This window comes from Rhodococcus sp. NPDC127593 (assembly GCF_042671975.1).
Classification (GTDB): domain Bacteria; phylum Actinomycetota; class Actinomycetes; order Mycobacteriales; family Mycobacteriaceae; genus Rhodococcus_F.
Window position 1 is genome coordinate 117,939 of sequence record NZ_JBHXWI010000019.1, and the last position, 23,771, is coordinate 141,709.

Genomic DNA, 23,771 nt, shown 5'->3' on the forward strand with positions numbered 1-23,771 from the left:
CGATGTGCCCAGAGAACCCGCCCAGTAGAACCCTCGATGTGCAATGACCAGAGGAAACGGGTCGGGCAGAGACGGATCGGCCGCTGGACCGGACTCTGCCGAACGGACCGTCGGAGCCATGAACTCCGAACACGAGAGCAGCGAGTCGACGGTCGCGGCCGCCCCGTCGACGGTTGTTGCTGCGCAAACCGTGTCCGCGCGGACGATGCCCGCCGAGCAAACCGCGGCCGCCGAACAAACCTCCGCGGCAGAGCAAACCGCACCCTCCGATCAGACCGCGGCCGCCACTCCGACCGTGACCGCCCGGCAGCCGGACACGCTCATCACCAGGCCGCCGGGCAATGCGGCGCTCGACGATGTGGAGGTCGGGCAGCAGGTCGACGACTTCGATCTGCTGATGGGCCTGGGCAGCGGCGCGTTCGGCCGAGTGTTCCTGGCGCGCCAGCGGTCGATGCAGCGACTGGTCGCGGTGAAGATCTCGCACGACAAGGGGAACGAGCCGCAGACCCTCGCACAGCTCGACCACAACTACATCGTGCGCGTGTTCGACCAGCGGTTGCTCGAAGACCGCCAACTGCGCCTTCTCTACATGCAGTACCTGCCGGGCGGCACCCTGCTGCGGGTTCTGCGCCGAGTGCGCGTTACCCCGGAACAGGACCGGACGGGCAGCCTGCTGCTGGACGTGGTCGACGAGGAGATGCGGGAGAAGGGCGAGCTCAGGCCCACCGACTCGAGTGTGCGGGACGAGATCGCGTCGCTGACCTGGCCGGAGACGATCGCGTGGCTGGGCCGGCGACTGGCCGAAGCCCTCGACTACGCCGGCAAGCGCGGCGTCCTGCACCGCGACATCAAGCCCGCCAACATCCTGCTGACGGCCGAGGGTGTGCCGAAGCTCGCCGATTTCAACATCAGTTTCAGCGACACCGTCACCGGGGCGTCACCGCTCGCCTACTTCGGCGGGTCGCTGGCCTACATGTCCCCCGAACAACTCGAGGCGTGTCACCGCGGAATGCCGGGGACGGCGGCGGACCTCGACACCCGCAGCGACATCTTCGCGCTCGGGGTCATGCTGTGGGAGCTGATGTGCGGGCGACGTCCGTTCGAGGACGAGGACGTGTCGAGCGAGTCGCTCGTCGCACTCGAAGCGATGCTGGACCGCCGCGGCCGCGACATCGACCCGGAGTTTCTCGACCAGTTGCCCTACGACTGCCCGCCGTCGCTGCGACGGGTTCTGTTGACGTGTCTGGCACCGAAGCCGGAGGACCGGTGGTCGTCCGGTGCCGAATTGGCCCAGCAATTCGACCTGTGCCTGAATCCCCGGGCTCGGGACCTCGTCGATCCGCCGCCGAACAGTTGGCGCATGCGGCTGCGGCGCTTCGCGCTCCCGATTCTGGTGATCGGTATCGCGGTGCCGAACGCCCTCGCCGGCGCCTACAACTACCACCACAACAAGATGCTGATCATCAGCAATCTGACCCCGGAGGCCCAGCACTCGTTCGAGTCGATCCAGTTGGTGATCAATTCGATTGCGTTCCCGTTGGGCGCGATCATGCTGCTCTACTGGTGCCGATATCCGCTGCTCGTTCCGCGGGGTCTGCGCAAGGGGAAAACGTACGACCGCCAGACACTGGCCCGGGCCCGCACCGACACGCTGCTGCTCGGCGACCGCGTCGTGCTCGTGGTGTTCGGGTTGTGGGTCATCGCGGGCATCGCCTATCCGATTTCCCTGCAACTCGCGGCGGGGAACGTGCCGCCGGGCGCGTACGTGCACTTCATCGCATCACTGATCGTGTGTGGTGCCGTGTCGGTGGCGTACCCGTTCTTCGTGGTGGCGTTCTTCGCGGTGCGCTGCATCTACCCGACCCTGCTGCCGCAGGACATCGCCAGCAGCGCCGACGCGCACAAACTCCGGGGCCTCGACCGCCGGAGCACGCTGTATCTCGCGGTCGCCGCCTCGGTTCCGCTGGCCGGTGTGGCCGGGGTGACGTTCCTGTCGCCCGACGAGATCACGCTGGTGATCATTGCGGTCCGCATTCTGTGCGTCGGCGGCATCTTCGCGTTCGTCGGCGTGTACTGGCTGTTCCGGCAACTGGAGCAGGACCTGCGGGCGCTGGAGCTCGCCGTGTCCCACGAACCCGTCCGCTGACGAGCAGCGCGGAAATCAGCCGCCGTAGACGGCGGGCTCGAGGGTCCCGATGTACGGCAGGTCGCGGTAGCGTTCGGCGTAGTCGAGGCCGTACCCGACGACGAATTCGTTGGGGATGTCGAAGCCGACGTTCGCGACGTTGATGTCGACCTTGATGGCGTCGGGCTTACGCAGCAGCGTGACGACTTCGAGCGACGCCGGGTTACGCGTCGACAGGTTCCGCATCAGCCAGGACAGCGTGAGGCCGGAGTCGATGATGTCCTCGACGATCAGCACGTGGCGGCCGGCGATGTCCTTGTCGAGGTCCTTGAGGATCCGCACGACGCCGGAGGACGACGTGGACGACCCGTAGGAGCTGACGGCCATGAACTCCATCTGGGTGGGGATGGGGAGGGCCCGCGCGAAGTCGGTCATGAAGAAGATGGCGCCCTTGAGGACACCCACCAGGAGCAGATCCCCCTCCGGGGCACCCTCCGGGTAGCGCTTGGCGATCTCCTCGGCCAGTTCGACGATACGTCGACGGATCTCGTCCTCGGAGATCAGTACCGATGCGATGTCGCCTTCGTACACGCGATCAAACCCTTCGTCGGTCGTCCAATCCGACGTTCAGCCTGCCACGTCGTCGGCGGACCACCAACCTCGCGTCCGGAGTTCCGCCCCCGATCGCCACCTGTCCCTGCCCCCGCCACCGTGCGACGAGGTCGTCCACGGCCCGCAGCTGGGTATCTCCGAGACCGCGCGCACCGGCGGCGAGGAGCCAGCTGCGCAGCACCCGCCGGCGGACGGGTGGCGCCGACAGGGCGAGCGCGGACGCGTCGATTTCGCCGTCCACCACGACTTTCGCTTCGGCGTCGGCGGCCAACGCGTCGAGGACCGCCCCCTCCTCGCGTAGGTGTGCCCCGGTGCGGGCGAGGGCCCCGGCGACGCCGCCGCCCAGAACGTCCTCGAGCAGCGGCAGCACCTCGGTGCGCAGCCGCACCCGCACGAAGTCGGGTGAAACGTTGTGCGGGTCCTCGTGCGGGCGCAGTCCCAGTTCCGCGCAGGCCTGCCGGGTCACCGCGCGTCGCACGTCCAGCAGCGGTCGCCCCCACGGGTTGTCGTACGCGCTCATCCCCCAGATGGATCGACCCCCCGAACCGCGCGACAGCCCCAGCAACACCGTTTCGGCCTGGTCGTCGAGAGTGTGCCCCAACAGCACCGGTTGGGTTCCGCGCGCCGAGTCGAGGGCGCGGTAACGGGCTTGCCGGGCGGCCGCCTCGAGCCCGCCCGACCCGGTCACGTCGACGGGAAGCACCTGGGTGGAAGTGCAGCCGAGCGCTCGGGCACGGGCTGCCGCCTCGTCCGCCACGTCTGCCGAACCCGGCTGCAGTCGATGATCGACGACGAGGGCACACACCGAACGCGCCTCGGCGGCGGCCGCGGCGGTCAGCGCCAGTGAGTCGGCGCCACCCGACAACGCGACCGCGATCTCACCGTCCGGGGCGTGCGCCGCGACCCAGCGCCGCACGGCGTGACGAACCTCGAGGATCGCCGGCTCCTCGGGAAGCACCATCACCGGCTCAGCCCTTCGCGAATCAGCCCAGTACCCGGGACACCCACGCGTCCGGCGCGTCGATCTCCGCGAGCCGGGGCAACGTGTCGGGGCCGCTCCAGACGACGTTGAACCGGTCCATCCCGACCTTGTCCACGACGGCGTCGACGAACGCCTTACCGCGCACGTACTGCGCCATCTTGGCGTCCATCCCGAGCAGCGCCCGGATCAGGCGTTGCACCGGGTTGCTCTTGCGGCGGCGCCGCTGGTCGAACGCGGCCCGGATCGCGGCCACCGACGGCACGACCGCCGGGCCGACGGCGTCCATCACGTGGTCCGCATGTCCCTCGAGGAGGGTGCCGAGTACCAGCAGACGGTCGAGTGCCTCACGCTGCGGCTCGGCCTGGGTCGCGCGCAGCAGTCCGACGATTCCGCCCGGTGCGCCCGACTCGTCCGGCTCCGTGCGCCCGCGGTCGCGCAGCGCGGAGGACAACCGGCCGACCACGTCGGTGACGGACTCGTCCTCGGCGGATCCGAGGGTCTCCACCGACTCCTGCATGTATCCGGTGAGCCACGGTGACGACGAGAACTGCACCCGGTGCGTCACCTCGTGAAGGCATACCCAGAGCCGGAAGTCGCTGGGCCGCACCCGCAACGTGCGCTCGACGGACACCACGTTGGGCGCCACGAGCAGCAGGGTTCCGTTGTCGCCGGTGAACGGGTCGTACTGACCGAGGATCGCCGAGGACAGGTACGCGAGCATCGCCCCGGCCTGAATACCCGCCGGCTTGCCGACCAGCATGCCGGGAGCGGCGTCGCCGCCCGTCAGTTGCGACATCGAATGCGCCGCGGCGTGGATCCACCCGGCCCGATCGAGGACCTGCGCGGCCGGCACCGGAAGTCCGTCGGCGAGGCCGGTGACCTCCCGGACGGGCAGTTCCGCGCGCATCGACGCGTCGGCCAGTTCCGCGACCACGGTTTCGGCCGTGTACCGCGACGTCACGGGCCCGCTGCGCGCGAGCTTCACCCCCGTCTTGGCTGCGAGCTTCCAGTCGACGGCACCGCTGAAGGCATTTCCCTCGGCGGCCATCACTGGCACCCGCACGTGCGGAGCGCAGCCGCCAGTGCGTCGAGTGCGGGACGGCTGACCTCCGGCGGGCGGTCGTTGGACATCAGCGCGAACGTGAGCACACGCCCGTTCTGGTCCACCACGTAGCCGGCGAGCGCGCTGGCCGTGGACAGGGTGCCGGTCTTCGCCCGCACCCACCCGGCGCCCGTCCGGTTCCCCGACGCGTACCGGTCCGACAGGCTGCCCGTGGCACCGGCGACCGGCAGGTAGTCGAGCATCGGCCGCAGGGCGGGATTGCCGTCGCCCGCGGCGGCCGTCAGGACCTGGTCGAGCGTGTGCGGGGCGATCCGGTCGTCGACGGACAAGCCGCTCGTGTCGTGCAGCGTGAGCCCCGTCAGATCGAATCCGGCCGCGGTCAGCGTCTGGCCGATGGTCGCGACGGCTCCCGTGAACGATGCTTCCGCGCCGGCATTCATGGCAACCTCCCGCCCGATCGCTTCGGCAAGCACATTGTCCGAGTGTTCCATCATCTGCCGCAACCGGTCGCGCAGCGGCGCGGACTGCACACTCGCCACGGTAGCCGCACCGGGCGCCGCGACCCCCGACGTGACCGCCGACGGGGCGACGCCGAGCGCACCGGCGAGCGTCCGCCCGGCGTCGAGCGCGGGCGTCGAACTGCGCGGCGACTCGTCCACGAGGGGGTCGGCCCGTCCGCCGTCGATCATGATCGGTTCGGTGGGGGTGATGAATCCGGCGCCGACGTCCGTCGGGAACCACCCCTGCGCCATGGTGTCGCCCGAGTAGACGCTGGTGTCGACCACGATGCTCGTCACCGCAATGCCCGCGTTCCGGATCTGATCGACCAGCTGCGAGATGTGCGCCGCACCCGGGTAGTAGCCGTTCTCCCCGACCGGCTTCGCGGTGAGAGTGGGATCACCACCGGCGACGAGGACGATCTCGCCGGGAGTGGCCCCCTGCACCACCTTCGTCGTCACGCGACGGTCGGACGGCAGCGCCAGCAGCGCGGATCCCGCGGTGAGGACCTTGGTGGTCGACGCCGGGGTCATCGGGGTCTGCGGGTTGACGCTCCACAGGACCTGACCGGTCACCGCGTCGGCGACCGTTCCGCTGAACTTGCCGAGGTCGGGGTTGGCGGCGGCCGGACCGACCGCGGTCGCGATCCCCTGCGCCGTCGGCATCGGCGCGTCGTCCGGCACCGGCGTGACCTGCGGGGCCGCCGTGATCGGTGCCGGTTCGGGCGCGATCGCCAGTTCGCCGCGGCCCGCCGACGCGTTGTGCGCAGACACCGCGACCACCAGAACAGCGGCCATCGCAAGCACCACGACGACGACCGACGCGAACAGAATTCGCATGTTCCGACGGTGGCGTCCCGCCAACGAGCCCATCTTCTTCTTTCCCTGGCCCGGCAACGCGCCTCCGTCTTCACTGTGATTCGTGGGTGGTCAGACAACCAACCTTATCCTCGACCCGATATCCTCTCCCCGAATCATCATCGACACGACAGCGAGGAATCGGCGTGGAGTTCGACGTCACCATCGAGATCCCCAAGGGTCAGCGAAACAAGTACGAGGTCGACCACGTGACCGGTCGCGTGAAGCTGGACCGCTACCTCTACACCGCGTTCGGCTACCCGGCCGACTACGGCTTCATCGAGAACACCCTCGGCGAGGACGGCGACCCGCTGGACGCGCTGGTCCTGCTCCCCGAGTCCGTGTTCCCCGGCGTCATCGTCGAGGCACGTCCCGTCGGCATGTTCAAGATGGTCGACGAGGCCGGCGGCGACGACAAGGTGCTGTGCGTGCCCGCCGGCGACCCACGCTGGGACCACATCCAGGACATCGGCGACGTCCCGCAGTTCGAACTGGACGCCATCAAGCACTTCTTCGTCCACTACAAGGACCTCGAGCCGGGCAAGCACGTCGAGGCAGCCGACTGGGTCGGACTCGCCGAGGCGAAGGCCGAGGTCGAGGCCTCGTTCAAGCGTCTGAAGGATAACGGCGGGCACTGAGCCCCCGCGATATTCACGCCGGCGGCGCCCATCCCCCACGGGGTGGGCGCCGTTGTCGTCTCACTCCTCCGCGTCCCCCCGCGCCGCGGCCTGGAGTCCGGACTCGCTGCGGAGAGGTACTTCCTTCCACAACACGGTGAGGACGAAGGCGACGACGGCGAGCATCGACACGCTGAGGAAGACGGATCCGATGGCGTCGGCGAATCCTTCCCGGAAGGGCAGGGCCAGCACGTCGTCGAGTTTTCCGATCACCGAGCTGTCCGTGAGGACTCCGCTGACGCCGGCGTGGTCGGGGCTGAGCATTCCCTGGCCCATGGCGGCCTCCGCGGGGTCGTTGCTCTGTGCGGCCGCGGCCACGGCTCGACGGAAGTCGGCTGTGCCGGCGGCGGCTGTCACCCGCTCGCCGATGGCCGGGGTGAGGCGGGAGAAGAGGATCGACAGGAAGATTGCGACGCCGGCGGTGCCGCCGATCTGCCGGAAGAACGTGGCCGCTCCGGTCGAGACCCCCATGTCCTGCGGGGGCAGTGCGTTCTGAATGGCGAGGGTGAGTGGCTGCATCAGGTTTCCGAGACCGAGTCCGAGGATCAGCATGAACACCATCACGACGGGCATCGGGGTGTCGGCGGCCAGCGTGTGCAGCAGAAACGCGCCGATCCCGATCAGGGCGGTGCCCAGGATCGGGAAGTACCGGTAGCGCCCGGTCCGCGAGATCATCTGACCGCTGACCACCGAGCCGGCCATGAGACCGAGGACCATCGGCAGGATCTGGAACCCGGCCAGAGTGGGGCTCGAGCCCTTCACCACCTGCAGGTACTGAGGAAGGAGGGTGATGCCGCCGAACATGACGGCACCCACGACGAGGCTGATCACGACGCCGAGCGCGAAGGTGCTGTTGCGGAAGAAGCGCATCGGGATGAGTGCGTCGTCCTTCATCGCCAGTTCCACGGACACGAAGGCGAGCACGCCGATGACGCCGATCACGTAGCACGCCAATGACTTCGAGCTGTCCCATCCCCAGCTGTGCCCCTGTTCGGCGACCACGAGCAGCGGCACCACACCCACCGCGAGGGCGATCGCGCCCCACCAGTCGATCCGCCGGCTTCCGCTCGGTCGTCGCGGCAGGTGCAGCACGCGCGAGACGACCGTGAGCGCGACCAGTCCCACCGGCACGTTGACGAGGAAAACCCAACGCCAGCCGTCGATTCCGAGGATCTCGTCCTGCCCGGCGAACACTCCGCCGAGGACCGGTCCGAGGACGCTGGAGGTGCCGAACACGGCCAGGAAGTAACCCTGGTATTTGGCCCGTTCACGTGGGGAGACGATGTCGCCGATGATGGTGAGCGCCAACGAGAACAGGCCGCCCGCGCCGAGTCCCTGCACTGCGCGGAAGGCCGCGAGCATGTACATCGACGTCGAGAACGTGCACATGACCGAGCCGATCACGAACACCGTGATCGCGAACATGAAGAACGGCTTGCGGCCGTAGATGTCGGAGAGTTTGCCGTAGAGCGGCGTCGCCAGGGTGGCGGTGACGAGGTACGCGGTGGTGGCCCACGCCTGCAGTGAATACCCGTCGAGGTCGTCGGCGATGGTCCGGATCGCCGTCGCCACGATCGTCTGGTCGAGCGCGGCGAGGAACATGCCGAGCATCAACCCACTGAGTACAGCCAGGATCTGCCGGTGGGTGTAGGCCACCGGCGTTTCGACCGAATTCGACACTGTTTCCTCGCTGCGCTGTCGTTTACTTGTAGTCCGCAAGTATGCGAGCGCGGCGAGGTTTCGGGCAACTGATGAACTGGGCTTTACCTGAGGATAAGCGTGTGCGTCGGACACAGCCGCACCCCTTCTCGGAGCGCGGCTGTGTCAGCGAACGGACTACTCGCCCGTGAATTCGGGGGCGCGCTTCTCGAAGACGGCGGTGATCGCCTCGGTCAGGTCCTGCGACGGCAGGAACGCGGCGTTCCACGCGGCGACGTAGCGCAGGCTGTCGTCGACGGCGGCCGCGCGGGAGTGGTCGAGGACGTCCTTGATACCGTGCACGACGAGCGGCGGGTTCGCCGCGATCTCGGCCGCGGTCTCGTGCGCGGCGGCAAGGACGGCGTCGGCGTCCGCGAAGACGTCGTTGACGAGACCGATCTTCGCGGCGCGCCCGGCGTCGATGTCCTTACCCGTAAGGGCGAGTTCCCGCAGGTGTCCGTCGCCGATGATGGCGGGCAGCCGGGCGAAGCTGCCCATGTCGGCGACGATCGCGACCTTGACCTCACGGATGCTGAACTTCGCGTCGGTGCTGGCGTAGCGGATGTCGCACGCGGAGATCAGGTCGACCCCGCCGCCGATGCACCAGCCCTGGATGGCCGCGACCACCGGTTTACGGCAGTCGGCGACCGCGTTGATGCCGGACTGCATCCGCTTGATCATGTCGTGGAACGCGGTACGCGGGCCGGCCTGCGCCTTGTCCGCGAGGACGGACCCGAAGCTGCCGCTCATGGCGGGCAGGTCCAGACCGAAGGAGAAGTTCTTGCCGGAGCCGGCGATCACCACGGCCCGCACGTCCGGATCGGCGTCGAGTTCGCCGAAGATCTCGGGGAGCTCGCTCCAGAAATCCGGGCCCATCGCGTTGCCCTTTCCGGGTCCGATGAGTGTCACCTGCGCGACGTGATCCTTGCGCTCGACGGTGAACGCATTCCAGGTCTTCTGTTCGGTCATTACTCCAGAGTAACCACCGCTCTTCGAGGTCAGGCGAAATACCCTGGAGGTCTCTGCACCGTCTTGTGAACGGACAGCCGCCATGACGCACCGGACGACCCCGGTCGGCAACGCCGTAGTCGTCGGTGCCGGAATGGGGGGACTGCTTGCCGCGGCGGCTCTCGCCGGAACGTTCCGAAGCGTCGTCGTCCTCGACCGCGACATCCTGCCCGACACGGCCACCGCGCGCAGGTGTGTGCCGCAGGCCCGGCACGTGCACGCCCTTCTCGCCGGCGGGCAGGCCGCGATGGAGGACCTCCTTCCGGGGTTCGTGGCCGAGCTCCTGGCCCTCGGCGCCACCGCGGGCGACGCACTGGGCGACATCCGGTGGATCGTCGACGGGCATCGGATGGCGCGTGAGATCAGTGGGGTCCCCGGCATTCTCGCGAGCAGGCCGCTCGTCGAGTGGCAGATGCGCAGACGGGTCGAGGCCCTGCCGACTGTGCGGATACTGGACCGTTCCGACGTCACCGGCCTCACCGTCGACGGTGGGCGGGTGACGGGCGTGACCGTGCAGCACCGGGGCGGCGTCCCACCGGAAGTCATCGAGACCGATTTCGTCGTGGACTCGTCCGGCCGCAGTTCGCAGACTGTCGCCCGGCTCGGCGAGCTGGGGTTCGCACCGCCGTCCGAGTCGCAGCTGGCCGTGGACGTCAGCTACGCGACGAGGCACTTCCGGCTCGAACCGCCGCACCTGGACGGGGATTCCGGCATCGGGATGGCGCCGGGACCGTCGAGTCCGCGCAGTGGATTCATGGGCGTGCAGGAGGACGGCACCTGGATCGTCACTCTCGCCGGGTACGGGGAGGATGTGCCGCCACTTGATCCGGACGGCTTCCTCGACTTCGTGAAGTCGTTCCCCGCACCGGACATGTACGACGCACTGCGCACGGCCGAGCCGGTGGACGACGGCGTGCGCTACCGGATTCCGACGACCGTCCGGCGGCACTATTCCGCGGACGATCTGCCGTCGAATTATCTGCCGTTCGCGGACGCCATCTGCTCGTTCAACCCGATCTACGGCCAGGGCATGAGCGTCGCCGCGGTGGAGGCGACGATCCTGCGGGACTGCCTGCGGTCGGGGCGGACGCATCTCGCTCGCCGGTTCCTCCGCGGGGCGAACCGGTGCATCGATGCCGCGTGGACGCTCACCGTCGACAACGATCTCCGGATCCCGGCCGTGCCCGGTCGGCGGTCGGCGCGGGTCCGGTTGGTCAATGCGTACACGTCCCGGCTCGATCGGGCGGCGTCCGTCGACCCGGCCGTGGGGTCCGCGTTCCTCCGGGTGACGCATCTTCTCGACCGCCCGGGGACGCTGTTCCGCCCGGCGACGGTGCTGCGGGTTCTGCTCGCCTCCCGCTGACGGGCGAGCGCGAGATTACCTGTATGTTGACGTCACAGATACCTGAAGGGTCTGCGCCGCCATGAGAGGAAATCCGTGCTCGACATCGCCTGGAACCCGACGCTGAACACGCTGACCCGCAACGCCTGGCGACTGTCCTTCGGCGGCGGAATCGCCCCGGTCCAGCGAACCCCGTCGACGCGCATCCACGAGGCGCCCCATCAGGACCTGTACCGATACGACACCACCGAGACCGACGGCGGCCGGCCCGTCCTTCTCGTGCCCCCGCTCGCGGCGCCCGCGCACTGCTTCGATCTCCGGCCGGGCCAGAGCCTGGCCGCGCACCTGGTCGGTTCGGGCAAAGCGGCGTATCTCGTCGACTACGGCTCGATGGGCTACTCCGACCGCGGCCTCGGGTTCGAGGACTGGATCGACGACTTCATCCCGGCGGCCGTCGACCGGGTGTCCCGGCTCCACGACGGCGCACCCATCGACCTGATCGGCTGGAGCCTCGGGGGAACGATGTCGCTGCTCACGGCTGCGGGCCGGAACTATCTGCCGATCGGCTCGGTGACGGCGATCGGCACACCGATCGACTACGAGTCGGTGACCATGATCGCGCCACTACGAATGGTCGGCCGGTTCACCGGCGATCGCCCCCTCACCACCGCGACGCGGGCGATGGGCGGGCTGCCCGCGCCGCTGGTCCAGGCGAGTTACCGCTTCACCGCGCTTCAGCGCGAGCTCACCAAGCCGTGGTTCATCGCCCGGAACCTACACGACACCGAGACCCTCGCGCGCATGGAGTCCATCGACCGGTTCATGGCCGACATGCCGGGTTATCCGGCCCGGTTCTTCCGCCAGGTCTGCACCCAGCTGATCCTCGGGAACGCGCTCGCCGCGGGGAGTTTCGAGACCCGGAACGGCGCGATCACGCTGGCCGATCTCGCGGTGCCGGTTCTCGCGATCGGCGGCACCGAAGACGTCATCGCGCCGATCCCGTCGGTCCGGGCGGCGACGGACGTGCTCACCGGTTCTCCGTCGGTGCGGTTCGAGTCCGCGCCGGGCAGCCACCTGGGACTCGTCGCGGGACCGAAGGCCAGGGACTCCACGTGGGCGCACATCGACGGCTTCCTCGACGGGGTAGTCGCGCAGACCGCCTGAGATCAGGTCAGCCCGGCCCTCGCGACGGCGCCCGCGAACAGTGCGGTGACCGCGGCGCCCATCGTCGACTGATCCACTTCCTCGGGGTCGACGGAGTGTTCGAGCACGAGGCCGGAGATGAGGGCCATCAGCGAGATGGCCGTGGTGCGGACGTCGAACGTGTCGTCGACCGCCCACTCCCGTGCGCGTTCACCGATCAGCTCGATGAGCCTTCCCCGCAGTTGCCGCCGCTCCCGCAGGTACGCCTGCGCGATCTGCGGGTCGCGTGCGGCGAGCACGCCGAATTCGAGCACCAGCAGCGACCATCCCGGCTCGCGCACCATCCACGACGCGACGGCCTCGCCGCCTTTGCCCGCGGCGTCCGAGGGGTTCATGCCGGCGATCTCGGCGAGGACCCGTCCCGCCAGTTCGAGTGAGCGCGCCGCGAAGAGTTCGGCGAACAGGTCCTGTTTCGACTCGAAGTTCGAGTAGACCGCCCCCTTGGTGAACCCGGCCCGGCGCGCCACCTCGGCGAGCCTGGCCGCGCTGAAGCCACGTTCCGCGAATTCCTCCGCCGCCGCGTCGAGGAGGCGCTGACGCACGACGTCACGACCGGGACGCGTCGTGGGCGCCCATTCGGTGTGACGACTGTCCGGTTGACGATCTCCAATCACGATACCTAGGGTATTCAATACCCACGGTATCGACAAGGATCGAGGACGCCCGATGACCATGACCGACAGCGAATCCCCCACCCCGGCTCCCGTGCACCACGACAGTCCGGTGTCGAAGTACGGCGCACCGAAGGTGATGGTCGCGCTGGTCTTCGGCGTTCTCCTCCTCCAGCTCGGCTTCATCCTCAGCTACGTGGCCGCGTTCCATCAGCCCACGCCCCGCGACATCGAGATCGGTGCCGTCGCAGCGGAGGGACTGCCCGCAGGCACGGACCAGCAGGTCGCCGACCGGCTCGATGCGATCGACGGCAGGCCGCTGCGCGCCCGTGTCGTCTCGGACACCGCGGAAGCCCGTCGACTCCTCCACGACCGCGAGATCCAGGGCGCGTTCGTCGTGAACCCTGTTGGCCCCGACACCCTGATCACGGCGAGTGCGGGCGGCAGCTCCATCTCCAGCGCGCTCGAATCGGTCTTCGCCGAGGTGGAGAACAGTCAGGGTCGCCAGTTCACGGTCCGCGACGAAATTCCGGTGGGCGCGCACGACAACCGCGGACTGTCCGGCTTCTATCTGGCGGTCGGGTGGGTGGTCGGCGGCTATCTGCTCGCGGCGGCGATCGGCCTGTTCATCGGCGCCCCGCGGACCCTGCGTCAGGCGTCCGTGCACACGGCTGTCCTGTTCGGCTACGCCGTGCTGTCCGGTGCCCTCGGCGCCCTGATCACCACTCACGTACTCGGGACGTTCGCAGGCCACTGGTTCCCGCTGTGGCTCCTCGGAACGGGTGTCGTCTTCGGCACCGCCGTGTTCACGCTGGGGTTGCGTGCCTCGATCGGCATCCTCGCGGTGCCTCTCGCGATCGCCGTTTTCGTCATTCTGGGCAATCCGAGCGCCGGCGGGGCGTTCGGTTCGAACGTCATCCCCGCCTTCTACGCGGCCATCGGACGCTGGATCACCCCGGGCGCCGGCACGGAGGGAATTCGCAGCATCGTGTACTTCGACAACGTGGGGCTGGGACAGCCCGCCGTCGCCCTCGCGCTCTACTCCGCGGTCGGGCTCGGACTGCTGTTCGGGTTCACCGTCCGGCGCCTCCGGAACCCGGAATCGACTACGCCCCGTTCCGATGTCGTGTCGGACGACGCTTCTTGATGTCGTTCCGGGGGAATGGACCTACTCTTGGTTCATGCCGACGCCCCTGCACCCCCACGCCGCGCATGTCGCCGAGACTCTGATCGCGCGAGGACACCATGGGGTGATCGTGACCCAGCCCGACTCCACCCACTCCGCGGCCGAGGCGGCGGAGTCTCTGGGGGTCGATATCGGGGCCATCACCAAGTCGCTGGTGTTCCTTCTCGACGACGACCCGATCCTGCTCCTCGTGTCGGGGGCGCACGAGGTGGATCTGGCGAACACCGGCAAACGTCTGCAGGGAAATCTGACCCAGGCGCCCCTCGACATGGTGCGGATCGCGACCGGCCAGCCGATCGGGGGTATCGCCCCGCTCGGCCATCCCACGAACCTTCCGACCTACGTCGACAACGCCCTGTCCGAGTACGCGGAACTGTGGGCGGCCGCCGGGCACCCGGACACCGTCTTCCGCACGTCGTTCTCGGAGTTGGTTCGGATCACCGCGGGCCTGGCGATCGACGTCGACTGAATCCCGGGCGGTTCACGCCCCTATAGTTGACGTCAGATCTCGTGAACGAGAGTGACGTGAGCGAGAATGACACAGTGCCCACACGGGCCGACCCGGAGAATGATTTGTCCGACAGAGCCGAGAACGCCGAAACCGTCGATGGTTCGGACCTCCCCCGCGACCCTCAACTCGCCCCCGGAATCTGCGCAGAGGATTACCGCGCAGCCCTGCGTCGTCACCCGGCGGGCGTCACCATCGTGACCCTCGACGCGGGATCCGGCCCCGTCGGCTTCACCGCATCCTCGTTCTCGTCCGTCTCACTGGACCCGCCGTTGGTGTCTTTCAACATCGCGAACACCTCGTCCAGCATCGAGGCACTCCATTCCGCGGATTCGCTGGTGATCCACCTCCTCGGCGAGCACCAGCAGCACCTGGCTCAGCGATTCTCCCGAAGCGCCGACCAGCGGTTCGCCGACGTGTCCCTCTGGGCGCGACTCGACACCGGCGAACCGGTCCTCCACGGAACTCCCAGCTGGTTGCGGGTCATCGTGGACCAGCTGATTCCCGTCGGCGATCACACACTCGTCATCGGCCTCGTCACCCGAGTCCATGCCGAGGCAGACGACGATTCCGCGTCGGCTCCCCTGCTGTATCACGAGGGCCGGTACTACCGGCCCACGCCGCTGGGTTCAGCGAACAACGGCAACTGACCTGCTCAGGACGCCAGTACCCGCTCGCGGAGGGGGAGGTCGAAGCGACGCAGTGCTTCGTCGACGGCGTCGGCGGAGGTGACGAGACCTCGCTCCTCCAGCCACGGGAGGGTGCCGTCGACGAGCTGCTCCAGAACCCTGGGCAGCGACAGCGGCAGCAGGGTCACACCGTCGGCGACGCCGGCCGCCTGGATGTCGGCGATGAGCCCGGCAAGGCCGACCGGAGTTCCGATGTACTGCAACGACAACGGAGCACGCGGTGTCTCCAGCGCGCTGTCGAGGAGGGCCAGCTCCTTACGCGCGGCGCGGGCCTCTCCGGCGATGAGCACCTCGAGGTCCACCAGGACGGTGACGCCGTCGGGGTCGCGACCGTCGGCGACGAGTTCGGCGCGGATCCGCGCCCGTTCCTGCTGCGCCTCACGCAGATCGGACGCCCGGATACGGACGACGTTCGGCGGGAACGACGTGAGGTCGAGCTGATCCGTCGAGTCGGCGGTCAGGTCCACCCAGTAGTCCGCGCCGTTGATCGGCCGCGTGCCTGCGGCACCCTCGGCCGCCGGGTGGTGGCCCGATCCGGTCAGTTCGACGGCGACGCGAAGGGGACGGGAAGCGAAGACATTGTCTCGAGACATTGGGGTTCCTCGGGAATGACGTGTGAATGAAACGGAGCTGGAAGACCGGTCAGCTCGAACACATACCCGAGGCGGTTCGGCACAGATCGACATGCCGACGGCACCAGTGAGCAATCATTGTGCTCCCAGCCTGCGATGCCATGCGGTCATACTAGCGCGTCCCGCGAAAAACGAGTCTCCGGCACCGGATTCCACTGGCCGCTCTCCTTGGCGTAGGTCCAGTTCCGGCGCCCCGCCACCAGGGTGCGCACCGCGTCGACCAGCCGATCCACGTCCTCGGAGCAGCTTCCGAGACCCACACTCACGCGCACGGCGCCGTCGGGCCGGCCGAGGCGTCCCAGCAGCGGATGGGCGCAGAAACGCCCGTCGCGAACTCCGATTCCGTGCTCGGCGGACAGGTAGGCGGCGATCTCTCCCGGCTCGAACCCGTCGATCGTGAACGTCACGATCCCCACGGTGTCGGGCGCGTCCGACCACAGCCGCAGGAACTCCAGGCCGTCGACGGAGCCGAGGCCGTCGAGGAGCCGGCCGGTGAGCGCCGCCTCGTGTTCGGCCACCGTGCCGAAGTCCAGCTCGGACAGCGCATCGCACGCGGCGGCGAGCGCCGCCGCGCCGAGCACGTTGGGCGACCCCGCCTCGTGCCGGGCGGGGGCGGGCGCCCACTGGGTGGATTCGACGGTCACGTTCCGGACCGCTCCGCCGCCTGCGAGGTAGGGCTCGGCGGCGTCGAGCCAGTCCCGGCGGCCCACCAGCACGCCGGAGCCGAAGGGGGCATACAGCTTGTGCCCGGAGAAGGCGAGGTAGTCGACACCCCACTCCTCGATGTCGATGCGTCGGTGCGGTGCGAGCTGAGCGGCGTCGACGAGAATCCGTGCGCCGCAACGATGCGCCACCTCGGCGAGGGCGGCGATCGGCAGCACCTCGCCGGTCACGTTGGACGCTCCCGTCACCGCGAGCAGGGCGGTGGGCTTGGAGCACAGTTCGGCGACGAGCAGGCGGACGGTCTCGTCCAGCGTGTCCGCCGCCCTCACGACACGAGAGTTCTTCCACGGCAGCAGGTTCGCGTGGTGCTCGATGTCGAGGACCACGGTGCTGCCGGGGACACAGCCGGCGAGCAGATTCAACGAGTCGGTCGTGTTCCGGGTGAAGACCACCACCTGGTCCTCGCCGGCTCCGACGAACCGGGCGACCGAGTCGCGGGCCTTCTCGTAGCACTCGGTCGACACCCGCGACGCGTAGCCGGCGCCGCGGTGCACGCTGGAGTACGTCGGAAGCAGTGCCCCGATTCGGTCGGTCACCTGCGCCAACGCCGGCGCACTGGCGGCGTAGTCGAAGTTGACGTAGGTGCAGTCACCGCCCTGAACGAGCGGAACCCGCAGGTCGGAGCCCGAAACTTGAGCCAGGGGGGCAACACACACGTCAGCGGTCAATACAGCAGTCATCACGACATCCCTAGTAGTCAGGGACTCGTCGCAGGGTCGGTGCCCTCTCGGAGTCCGCGCTTGCCGGATCCGGTATGGACCTCAGCCTGGTCGTCACCCGGAGCACCCCGCCGCGGTGGAGGGTTGCCGACCAGCTAGCCGGGGCTTGACGCTGGTACTCGTGACCTGTTTCGAAGATTGCAGGATCGACGCGCAGTTGTCAACCCGAAACCCGGGAGTCCGGGATCCGCGCCCGTGAACTCGCGTCAGTTGGGGGTCGCCGCGCGGAGCGGGGCGAGCTGATGTGCAATCGGGTTGAGGGCCAACCTGTTCGGGTCCTTCTTGGGTGTGCAGTCCCACGGCCGCACGGCGGCGGGGTCGCCGAACACGATCCGGTTCGCGCTGCGGACGCCGAGACTGCCCTGCGGAGCCGCACAGGACGCGGCGGTGTTCTGCGGGAAGCCCGGTCGTCGTAGCGCAAACTTCGCACCGCCATCGGTGGTGCACGTCGCTCGCAGGTCTTGACTGAATTTTCAGTTTGGAATATCTTCGGTACCCAACAGGACGTGATGACGGTCACCTCCGCCCCCAGAATGTGAGGTCCGCAGTGTCCACGAATCTCGACCCGGCGACGCCCCTCGACGACACCGCCCCCTCCCCGCCGGAGGACCGCTTCGGACACGTCGAAACGATCGGCGTGGAGTACATCCCCGAATCGGAGCGCGATTCGCGACCGCTCAACATGCTCGCCGTGTTCTTCGGCGGCAACCTGGCGTTCTCGGTGATCGTGTTCGGCTGGCTCCCCATCACGTTCGGGCTCGGGTTCGGCAGCGCGGTCGCGGCCAGCGCGGTCGGCATCGGCCTCGGCACGCTCCTCATCGCTCCCCTGTCACTCCTGGGTCCGCGCACCGGCACGAACAACACCGTGTCGAGTGGTGCGCATTTCGGAGTGAGCGGACGGATGATCGGATCCGGTCTCACGCTGCTCTTCGCCCTCGCGTACGCCGCGATCGCGGTCTGGACCTCGGGTGACGCGCTGATTGCCGCCGCCCACCGCCTGCTCGGCACCCCGGTCGACAACGGCATGCTCGCGCTCGGCTACGGCATCATCGCCGCCGAGATCGTGGCCGTCGCGCTGTTCGGCCACGGCACGGTGGTCGCGCTCCAGAAGTTCGTGCTGCCCGTCGTCGCCGCGCTGCTCCTGCTCGGTGTCTTCGCATTCGGTGGTCGCTTCGACGGCGGCGCGGGCGGCGGCGACTATCTCCTCGGCGGATTCTGGCCCACCTGGATTCTGGCCGTGGTCCTCGCCGTCGGCGGTCCGTTGTCGTACGCCCCGACGCTCGGCGACTACAGCAGGCGGATCTCCCGGGTGCGGTTCAGCGACCGTTCGATCGTCGCGGCCACCATGGCCGGCATCTTCTTCGGACTGTTCCTGACCGCGGCGTTCGGGTCGTTCACCGCCTCGACGTTCACCACGCTCAGCGCCTCCTACGTTGCCGACCTGGTGGCGGAGGCGCCCGGTTGGTACGTGCTGCCGATCGTCCTCGTCGCCCTCGCGGGCGGACTCGGGCAGGGCGTCCTCAACGTCTACGCCAGCGGCCTCGACCTGGAAGCGCTGATCCCCCGGTTGCGCCGCGTCCACACCACGCTGATCACGTCGGCGCTCGCGGTGGCCCTGCTCTACATCGGCGTCTTCGTCGTCGACGCCGTCGATTCGATCACCGCGATGACCCTGGTGCTCAACGGTTTCGCCGCGCCGTGGGTGGCGATCAACGTCGCCGGCTTCCTGATTGCGCGGCGAGGGCAGTACGACGCGGTCGACCTCCAGGTCTTCAACCTGGGCCGCAAGGGTGGGCGGTACTGGTTCACCGGCGGCTGGAACCTGCGCGCCGTCGTCCCGTGGGCGGCCGGGTCGGTGTTCGGCATCCTCGCCGTCGACACGTCGCTGTACTCCGGGCCCCTTGCCGACATCGCGCACGGTGTCGATGTCAGTCTTGTCGGATCGTCGGCCATCGCCGTGGCCGGCTACCTCGTCGCGCTGCGACTGTGGCCCGAACACGTGGCCCCGGTCGAGGCGCCGACGTCCTAGGACGACACGAACCGAAGGAGATTTACCGATGAGCGAGCGACGCGATGCGATTCTGAAGGCCAGCGCGACGGCCATTGCCCAACGAGGTATCCGCGGGCTTCGCGTCAACGATGTCGCCGAGGTCGCGGGCGTGTCGCCGGGCCTGCTGTACTACCACTTCAAGGATCGTATCGGCCTCCTCGAGGCCGCCCTGAACTACATCAACGACCGTGCGCGCGCCTACCGCAGCGAGGGTGAGGGATCGAGCGACTCCGCCCGCGACCGCCTCACCCGCTCTCTCCTCGGGGAAATTCAGGATCGCCCCGAGGTGCTGGAGAACTCGTTGGCCTGGAACGAGTTACGCGCCGCCGCCGTGTACGAGGTGGCACTGCGGGAGCCGCTCGCCCGCACCACCGCGGCCTGGGTCGCCGAGATCGCCGACGCGATCGGGCAGGCGCAGGCGACCGGAGAGATCTCCCCCTCGCTCGACCCCCAGCGCACCGCGGTCACGATGACCGCCCTCGTCGAGGGACTGTCCGGGCGGTGGCTCTGCAAGGAGATCACCACCGAGGACGCCCACGCCCACCTGCTCGGCGCGATCGACGTCGTGATGTCCGAACCCACCCACCCCACTGCCGACACCCCCGTCACATCCACACCGAAGGAAGAACCATGACCATCCGCACGATCACCGCACTGCCCGCACCGTCCTCACCGGCGCGCTTCACCGAATCCGCCCGCACGCCGCTGCGGGTCGGGCTGGTGCAGCACCGCTGGCGTCCCGATGCGGACGCATTGCGCACCGCGTTGACCGACGCGATCGGCGAGGCGGCCGCACTCGGCGCCGCGGTGGTGTTCCTGCCGGAACTCACGCTGTCGAAGTACCCCGCCGACACCCGCGCGACCGGGACCCCCGGCCGCGACGCCGAGGAGCTCATGACCGGGCCGACGTACCGTTTCGCGGCGGCCGCCGCTGCCCGGCACGGGGTCTGCGTCCACGCCTCCCTCTACGAACGAGCCGACGCCCCGGACGGTCTCGGTTTCAACACCGCCATCCTCGTCGCCCCGTCCGGCGAACTGCTCTCCCGGACCCGCAAGCTGCACATCCCCGTCAGCGCCGGCTACTACGAGGACACCTACTTCCGCGGCGGTCCCGCCGACGACGCCTACCCCGTCTACCGCCCGGCCGAACTGCACGGTGCCGCCATCGGATTGCCGACGTGCTGGGACGAATGGTTCCCCGAAGTCGCGCGGATGTATTCGCTCGGCGGCGCCGAAATCCTGGTCTACCCCACCGCGATCGGATCGGAGCCGAGCGTCCCGTCCTTCGACACCCAGCCGATCTGGCAGCACGTGATCGTCGGAAATGGCATCACCAGTGGCACATTCATGGTGGTCCCGAACCGCTGCGGCAACGAGGGGGGCATCGACTTCTACGGTTCCTCGTTCATCTCCGACCCCTACGGCCGCGTGCTGGTGTCGGCGCCCCGCGACGACGAGGCGGTCCTGGTGGCCGATCTCGACCTCGATCAGCGCAAGGACTGGCTCGACCTCTTCCCGTTCCTGACCACCCGCCGGCCGGACACGTACACCCGGCTGACGGATCCCGTGGACCACGAGCACCCCTACGGACTTCCGGCGACGCTAACCGCCGCGGAGACCCGGTCATGACCTGGCGGATGCCGAGCGAGACCGAACCGCAGGACCGGGTGTGGATGGCGTTCCCGCCCGTCGGGGCCTCGATGACCGCGACCGCGGACGACGCGCACGAGGCGCGGACCGCGTGGACGGCCGTCGCCCACACGATCGCCGAATTCGAACCGGTCACCATGGTCATCGATCCGGCGGACCGGACCGTCGCCCGGCAATACCTGTCCTCCGACATCGACGTGGTCGAGGCTCCCCTCGACGACGCCTGGATGCGCGACATCGGACCCACGTTCGTCCTCGACGAGAACGACCGTCTCGGTGCCGTCGACTGGACGTTCAACGGCTGGGGACAACAGGAGTGGGCCACCTGGGGTCGCGACCGGTCGATCGCCTCGGCTGTCACCCGGTGGTCCGGTGCGGAGCCGGTCCCGTCGTCGATGGTCAACGAGGGCGGCGGGATGCAGGTCGACGGTCGCGGCACCGTGCTCGTCACCGAGACCGTGCAACTCGACCCGCTGCGCAACCCCGGCCTGGACGCGGCGGGAGTCGAGGCGGAGCTCGCGCGCACGATCGGTGCCGAGCACGTCGTCTGGCTCCCTCGCGGCCTGACGCGGGATTCCGAGAAATTCGGCACCAAGGGGCACGTGGACATCGTCGCGGCGCTGCCCGCACCCGGGGTGGCTCTGGTGCACTCCCAGCGCGACCGATCCCACCCCGACCACGAGGTGACCGCCGAGATCCTGAAGGTGATGTCCGACAGCTGTGACCGTTCCGGTACGCCGTGGCGGATCGTCGAGGTGCCCGCCCCGACGGTCCTGCGTGACGAGGAGGGCTGGGTCGACTACAGCTACATCAATCATCTCGTCGTCAACGGCGGCGTCATCGCGTGCGGCTTCGACGACCCCCACGACGCCCTCGCCCGCGACATCCTGTCTAGCGTCTACCCAGGTCGCCGCGTCGTCACGGTCGATGCCCGGCAGATCTTCGCTCGGGGCGGCGGCATCCACTGCATCACCCAGCACCAGCCTCGCGGGCGGATCTAGCGGGCACTGTTCTCGCTGTCCACCTCCGCGAGCCGCCTCACCAGGAATCGCCGGGTCGGTTCGTTCGCCGCCAGGCCGATCGCGGCGCGGTACTCCGCGCTCGCCTCCGCCGGCCTGCCCGCTCGGCGCAGCAGGTCGGCGCGGGTCGCGTGCATGGTGTGCGTCCGCGCCAGCCTCGACTCCCCGGCGAGCGCGTCCAACTCGGCGAGGCCGGCGTCGGGGCCGTCACGGAAGCTCACTGCGACAGCACGATTGAGGCGGACAGCGGGCGAGTCACCGTACGTGGCGAGTTCGTCGTATCCGGCGACGACGGTGTTCCACTCGGTGGCCGCCCAGTTCGGCGCGGTCGCGTGGGCGGCCGCGATCGTGGCCTGCGCGCCGTACGGACCGCCTCCCCTGCGCCGTGCGGCCCGCAGGCACACGACGCCTTCCTCGATCTTCGCCCGGTCCCAGCGCCGACGGTCCTGGTCCTCGAGGGGGACGAGATCACCCGCGCCGTCCGTTCGCTGGGCGCGCCTGCTGTCGTGAAACAGCATGAGCGCCATCAGCGCCCACGCCTCACCCTCGTCGGGCATCAGCTCGCACAGCAAGCGGCCGATCCGCAGCGCCTCCTCGCAGAGTTCGTCCCGGATCGCGGTGTCGCCCGACGTCGCCGAATAGCCCTCGGTGAACACCAGATAGATGCAGGCGAGCACCTGCGGGGTGCGCTCGGGCAGCAGATGGTCGGGCGGAACCCGGAACGGGATACCGGCCGTCCGGATCTTCGACTTCGCGCGGCTGAGCCGTTGGGAAACGGTCGGTTCCGGGACGAGGAACAACCGGGCGATCTCCGCCGGCCTCAGCCCGGCCACCAGACGGAGAGTCAACGCGACCTGCGACTCCGGAGACAGCGCGGGGTGGCAGCACGTGAACATGAGCCGCAACTGGTCGTCCCGCACCGGCCACACCTCTTCCTCGTCCGGAGGCGGAACGAGCCGCGCCGCATCATGCTCCTTGTCGCCGCGCAACGACTCCCGACGCAACCGGTCCAGTGCCCGGTTGCGGGCGACGGTCGTGATCCAGGCTCCCGGGTTCTTCGGCATCCCCGCCCCCGGCCAGCTGCGGATCGCTTCGGCGAACGCCTCCTGCACCGCGTCTTCCGCGAGGGACAGATCGCCGACCATCCGAGCCACGGTGGCCAGCGCCCGACCGGACTCCTCCCGGAAGACGCGGCTCAGCGTGTCGCCGTCCATTACTCGGCGAAGGCGACGATCTGCCGGAGTTCGATGCAGCCTTTCGGCGACACCGGGATCTTCGCCGACAACGCGATCGCGCTCTCCCGGTCGTCGGCTGCGAGCACGTACAGGCCGTTCGCGACCTCGGCGGTTTCGGCGAAGGGGCCGTCGGTGAGAAGAAGTTCCCCGTCGCGGACGCGGATCGTCGTCGCGGAGTCCGGCGGATACAGGGCTCCGCCACCACGCACCGCGGACCCGGCGAGGCGACCGAACTTCTCGTGCTCGGCCATCCCCTCGTCCCACTGGGGTGTTCCCGGTGACACCGCCGCCGCCACCGGTTCGCGGAGCAGCGCCATCCAGCAGCCTTTTTGATCGGTCACGGGCATCCACTCGAACATCGGCCACAACTCGATGATCGCCTCGGGGATGTGCCGCGCGACATTCAGCACCTCGTCCAGGTCCGGTCCCTCGAGAACGTAGAAGCCGCCGATCACCTCCGCGGTCTCCGCGAACGGACCGTCCGTGATCAGCGCGCGGCCGCCCTCGTTCCGGATGGTCGCCGCCTCCGCGCTCGGATACAAGGCACCACCTCCGACGATCGCGGAGCCCGCTCTCTCCGTGAACGCCTGGTGGCGCGCAACGGCCACCGCGAACTCCGGACTGTCCGGTGCCCATTCGGTGGCGTTCTTCTCGTCGGCCAGCAATGCCAGGTAGTACATGAGG

23 protein-coding genes, 1 pseudogene and 1 riboswitch are annotated in these 23,771 nt (G+C 68.8%); of the genes and pseudogenes, 11 read left to right on the forward strand and 13 right to left on the reverse strand.

Going from position 1 to position 23,771, the window contains the following annotated elements:
* The first annotated feature begins 43 nt into the window (after positions 1-43).
* Positions 44-2,146, forward strand: coding sequence for a serine/threonine-protein kinase (locus ACFVJ3_RS19405; protein ID WP_378453564.1), 2,103 nt, complete (start codon positions 44-46; stop codon positions 2,144-2,146).
* Between the two features lie 15 nt (positions 2,147-2,161).
* Here the strand turns inward: ACFVJ3_RS19405 and hpt are convergent, their stop codons facing one another.
* From hpt to dacB, 4 genes are read right to left on the reverse strand one after another with little or no spacing between them, the layout of a single operon-like run.
* On the reverse strand, positions 2,162-2,716 hold the full coding sequence (gene hpt / locus ACFVJ3_RS19410; protein WP_378453565.1) for a hypoxanthine phosphoribosyltransferase: 555 nt from the start codon (positions 2,714-2,716) through the stop codon (positions 2,162-2,164).
* A gap of 4 nt (positions 2,717-2,720) precedes the next feature.
* Positions 2,721-3,698 carry a tRNA lysidine(34) synthetase TilS gene (tilS, locus tag ACFVJ3_RS19415; RefSeq protein WP_378453566.1) on the reverse strand — a complete coding sequence of 326 codons (978 nt, stop codon included), beginning with the start codon at positions 3,696-3,698 and terminating at the stop codon, positions 2,721-2,723.
* Positions 3,699-3,720: 22 nt separating this feature from the next.
* Positions 3,721-4,767 (reverse strand): zinc-dependent metalloprotease, encoded by a 1,047-nt coding sequence (locus ACFVJ3_RS19420; protein ID WP_378453567.1) that lies wholly within the window; start codon positions 4,765-4,767, stop codon positions 3,721-3,723.
* Positions 4,767-6,152, reverse strand: a complete 1,386-nt coding sequence (gene dacB, locus ACFVJ3_RS19425; protein ID WP_378453598.1) for a D-alanyl-D-alanine carboxypeptidase/D-alanyl-D-alanine-endopeptidase — start codon at positions 6,150-6,152, stop codon at positions 4,767-4,769. The genes ACFVJ3_RS19420 and dacB overlap by 1 nt, the downstream gene beginning before the upstream one ends.
* Positions 6,153-6,283: 131 nt before the next feature.
* Between dacB and ACFVJ3_RS19430 the strand changes: the two genes are divergently transcribed.
* Positions 6,284-6,775 (forward strand): inorganic diphosphatase, encoded by a 492-nt coding sequence (locus ACFVJ3_RS19430; protein WP_378453568.1) that lies wholly within the window; start codon positions 6,284-6,286, stop codon positions 6,773-6,775.
* Positions 6,776-6,835: 60 nt separating this feature from the next.
* Here the strand turns inward: ACFVJ3_RS19430 and ACFVJ3_RS19435 are convergent, their stop codons facing one another.
* Positions 6,836-8,533, reverse strand: a complete 1,698-nt coding sequence (locus ACFVJ3_RS19435; protein WP_378453569.1) for an MDR family MFS transporter — start codon at positions 8,531-8,533, stop codon at positions 6,836-6,838.
* Positions 8,534-8,650: 117 nt separating this feature from the next.
* Positions 8,651-9,481, reverse strand: coding sequence for a crotonase/enoyl-CoA hydratase family protein (locus tag ACFVJ3_RS19440; RefSeq protein WP_378453570.1), 831 nt, complete (start codon positions 9,479-9,481; stop codon positions 8,651-8,653).
* An 82-nt stretch (positions 9,482-9,563) separates the two neighbouring features.
* Here ACFVJ3_RS19440 and ACFVJ3_RS19445 point away from each other — a divergent pair, with 82 nt between their 5' ends.
* Both ACFVJ3_RS19445 and ACFVJ3_RS19450 read left to right on the forward strand, forming a co-directional pair.
* On the forward strand, positions 9,564-10,883 hold the full coding sequence (locus ACFVJ3_RS19445) for a monooxygenase (protein WP_378453571.1): 1,320 nt from the start codon (positions 9,564-9,566) through the stop codon (positions 10,881-10,883).
* A gap of 75 nt (positions 10,884-10,958) precedes the next feature.
* Positions 10,959-12,026 (forward strand): alpha/beta fold hydrolase, encoded by a 1,068-nt coding sequence (locus ACFVJ3_RS19450; RefSeq protein WP_378453572.1) that lies wholly within the window; start codon positions 10,959-10,961, stop codon positions 12,024-12,026.
* Positions 12,027-12,028: 2 nt separating this feature from the next.
* Here the strand turns inward: ACFVJ3_RS19450 and ACFVJ3_RS19455 are convergent, their stop codons facing one another.
* Positions 12,029-12,607, reverse strand: a complete 579-nt coding sequence (locus tag ACFVJ3_RS19455) for a TetR/AcrR family transcriptional regulator (RefSeq protein WP_378453599.1) — start codon at positions 12,605-12,607, stop codon at positions 12,029-12,031.
* 124 nt (positions 12,608-12,731) lie between these two features.
* Between ACFVJ3_RS19455 and ACFVJ3_RS19460 the strand changes: the two genes are divergently transcribed.
* The 3 genes from ACFVJ3_RS19460 (at position 12,732) to ACFVJ3_RS19470 (ending at position 15,020) form a co-directional block, all read left to right on the forward strand.
* Positions 12,732-13,823 carry a hypothetical protein gene (locus ACFVJ3_RS19460; RefSeq protein ID WP_378453573.1) on the forward strand — a complete coding sequence of 364 codons (1,092 nt, stop codon included), beginning with the start codon at positions 12,732-12,734 and terminating at the stop codon, positions 13,821-13,823.
* A 34-nt stretch (positions 13,824-13,857) separates the two neighbouring features.
* Positions 13,858-14,331, forward strand: coding sequence for a YbaK/EbsC family protein (locus ACFVJ3_RS19465; protein WP_141471143.1), 474 nt, complete (start codon positions 13,858-13,860; stop codon positions 14,329-14,331).
* A 179-nt stretch (positions 14,332-14,510) separates the two neighbouring features.
* A complete protein-coding gene (locus tag ACFVJ3_RS19470; protein WP_378453600.1) occupies positions 14,511-15,020 on the forward strand; it encodes a flavin reductase family protein in 510 nt (169 codons plus the stop codon).
* A gap of 5 nt (positions 15,021-15,025) precedes the next feature.
* Here the strand turns inward: ACFVJ3_RS19470 and ACFVJ3_RS19475 are convergent, their stop codons facing one another.
* The 4 genes and pseudogenes from ACFVJ3_RS19475 to ACFVJ3_RS19490 form a co-directional block, all read right to left on the reverse strand.
* Complete coding sequence (locus ACFVJ3_RS19475; protein WP_378453574.1) at positions 15,026-15,652, reverse strand: hypothetical protein; 627 nt, start codon at positions 15,650-15,652, stop codon at positions 15,026-15,028.
* Positions 15,653-15,701: 49 nt separating this feature from the next.
* The gene (locus tag ACFVJ3_RS19480) at positions 15,702-15,794 is read right to left on the reverse strand and encodes a putative leader peptide (RefSeq protein WP_368680942.1); all 93 of its coding nucleotides are present in this window, start codon (positions 15,792-15,794) and stop codon (positions 15,702-15,704) included.
* Positions 15,795-15,798: 4 nt separating this feature from the next.
* A complete protein-coding gene (locus ACFVJ3_RS19485) occupies positions 15,799-17,094 on the reverse strand; it encodes an aminotransferase class V-fold PLP-dependent enzyme (RefSeq protein WP_378453575.1) in 1,296 nt (431 codons plus the stop codon).
* 51 nt (positions 17,095-17,145) lie between these two features.
* Positions 17,146-17,260: riboswitch (SAM riboswitch) on the reverse strand.
* A gap of 79 nt (positions 17,261-17,339) precedes the next feature.
* Positions 17,340-17,534: pseudogene (locus ACFVJ3_RS19490) on the reverse strand (mammalian cell entry protein); the annotation flags it as partial.
* Positions 17,535-17,680: 146 nt separating this feature from the next.
* Between ACFVJ3_RS19490 and ACFVJ3_RS19495 the strand changes: the two are divergent.
* Genes ACFVJ3_RS19495 through ACFVJ3_RS19510 form a run of 4 tightly spaced genes read left to right on the forward strand, consistent with a single transcriptional unit; the run spans position 17,681 to position 21,834 of the window.
* Complete coding sequence (locus ACFVJ3_RS19495) at positions 17,681-19,162, forward strand: purine-cytosine permease family protein (RefSeq protein ID WP_378453576.1); 1,482 nt, start codon at positions 17,681-17,683, stop codon at positions 19,160-19,162.
* 28 nt (positions 19,163-19,190) lie between these two features.
* Positions 19,191-19,817 carry a TetR/AcrR family transcriptional regulator gene (locus ACFVJ3_RS19500; protein WP_378453577.1) on the forward strand — a complete coding sequence of 209 codons (627 nt, stop codon included), beginning with the start codon at positions 19,191-19,193 and terminating at the stop codon, positions 19,815-19,817.
* On the forward strand, positions 19,814-20,812 hold the full coding sequence (locus ACFVJ3_RS19505; protein WP_378453578.1) for a nitrilase-related carbon-nitrogen hydrolase: 999 nt from the start codon (positions 19,814-19,816) through the stop codon (positions 20,810-20,812). Before ACFVJ3_RS19500 ends, ACFVJ3_RS19505 begins: the two co-directional genes overlap by 4 nt.
* Positions 20,809-21,834, forward strand: coding sequence for an agmatine/peptidylarginine deiminase (locus tag ACFVJ3_RS19510; RefSeq protein WP_378453579.1), 1,026 nt, complete (start codon positions 20,809-20,811; stop codon positions 21,832-21,834). Before ACFVJ3_RS19505 ends, ACFVJ3_RS19510 begins: the two co-directional genes overlap by 4 nt.
* On the opposite strand, the gene ACFVJ3_RS19515 is transcribed toward ACFVJ3_RS19510, so the two are convergent.
* The gene (locus ACFVJ3_RS19515; protein ID WP_378453580.1) at positions 21,831-23,066 is read right to left on the reverse strand and encodes an RNA polymerase sigma factor; all 1,236 of its coding nucleotides are present in this window, start codon (positions 23,064-23,066) and stop codon (positions 21,831-21,833) included. The two genes, ACFVJ3_RS19510 and ACFVJ3_RS19515, sit on opposite strands and share 4 nt — an antisense overlap.
* A complete protein-coding gene (locus ACFVJ3_RS19520; RefSeq protein WP_378453581.1) occupies positions 23,066-23,767 on the reverse strand; it encodes a YciI family protein in 702 nt (233 codons plus the stop codon). Before ACFVJ3_RS19520 ends, ACFVJ3_RS19515 begins: the two co-directional genes overlap by 1 nt.
* Between the last annotated feature and the right edge of the window lie 4 nt (positions 23,768-23,771).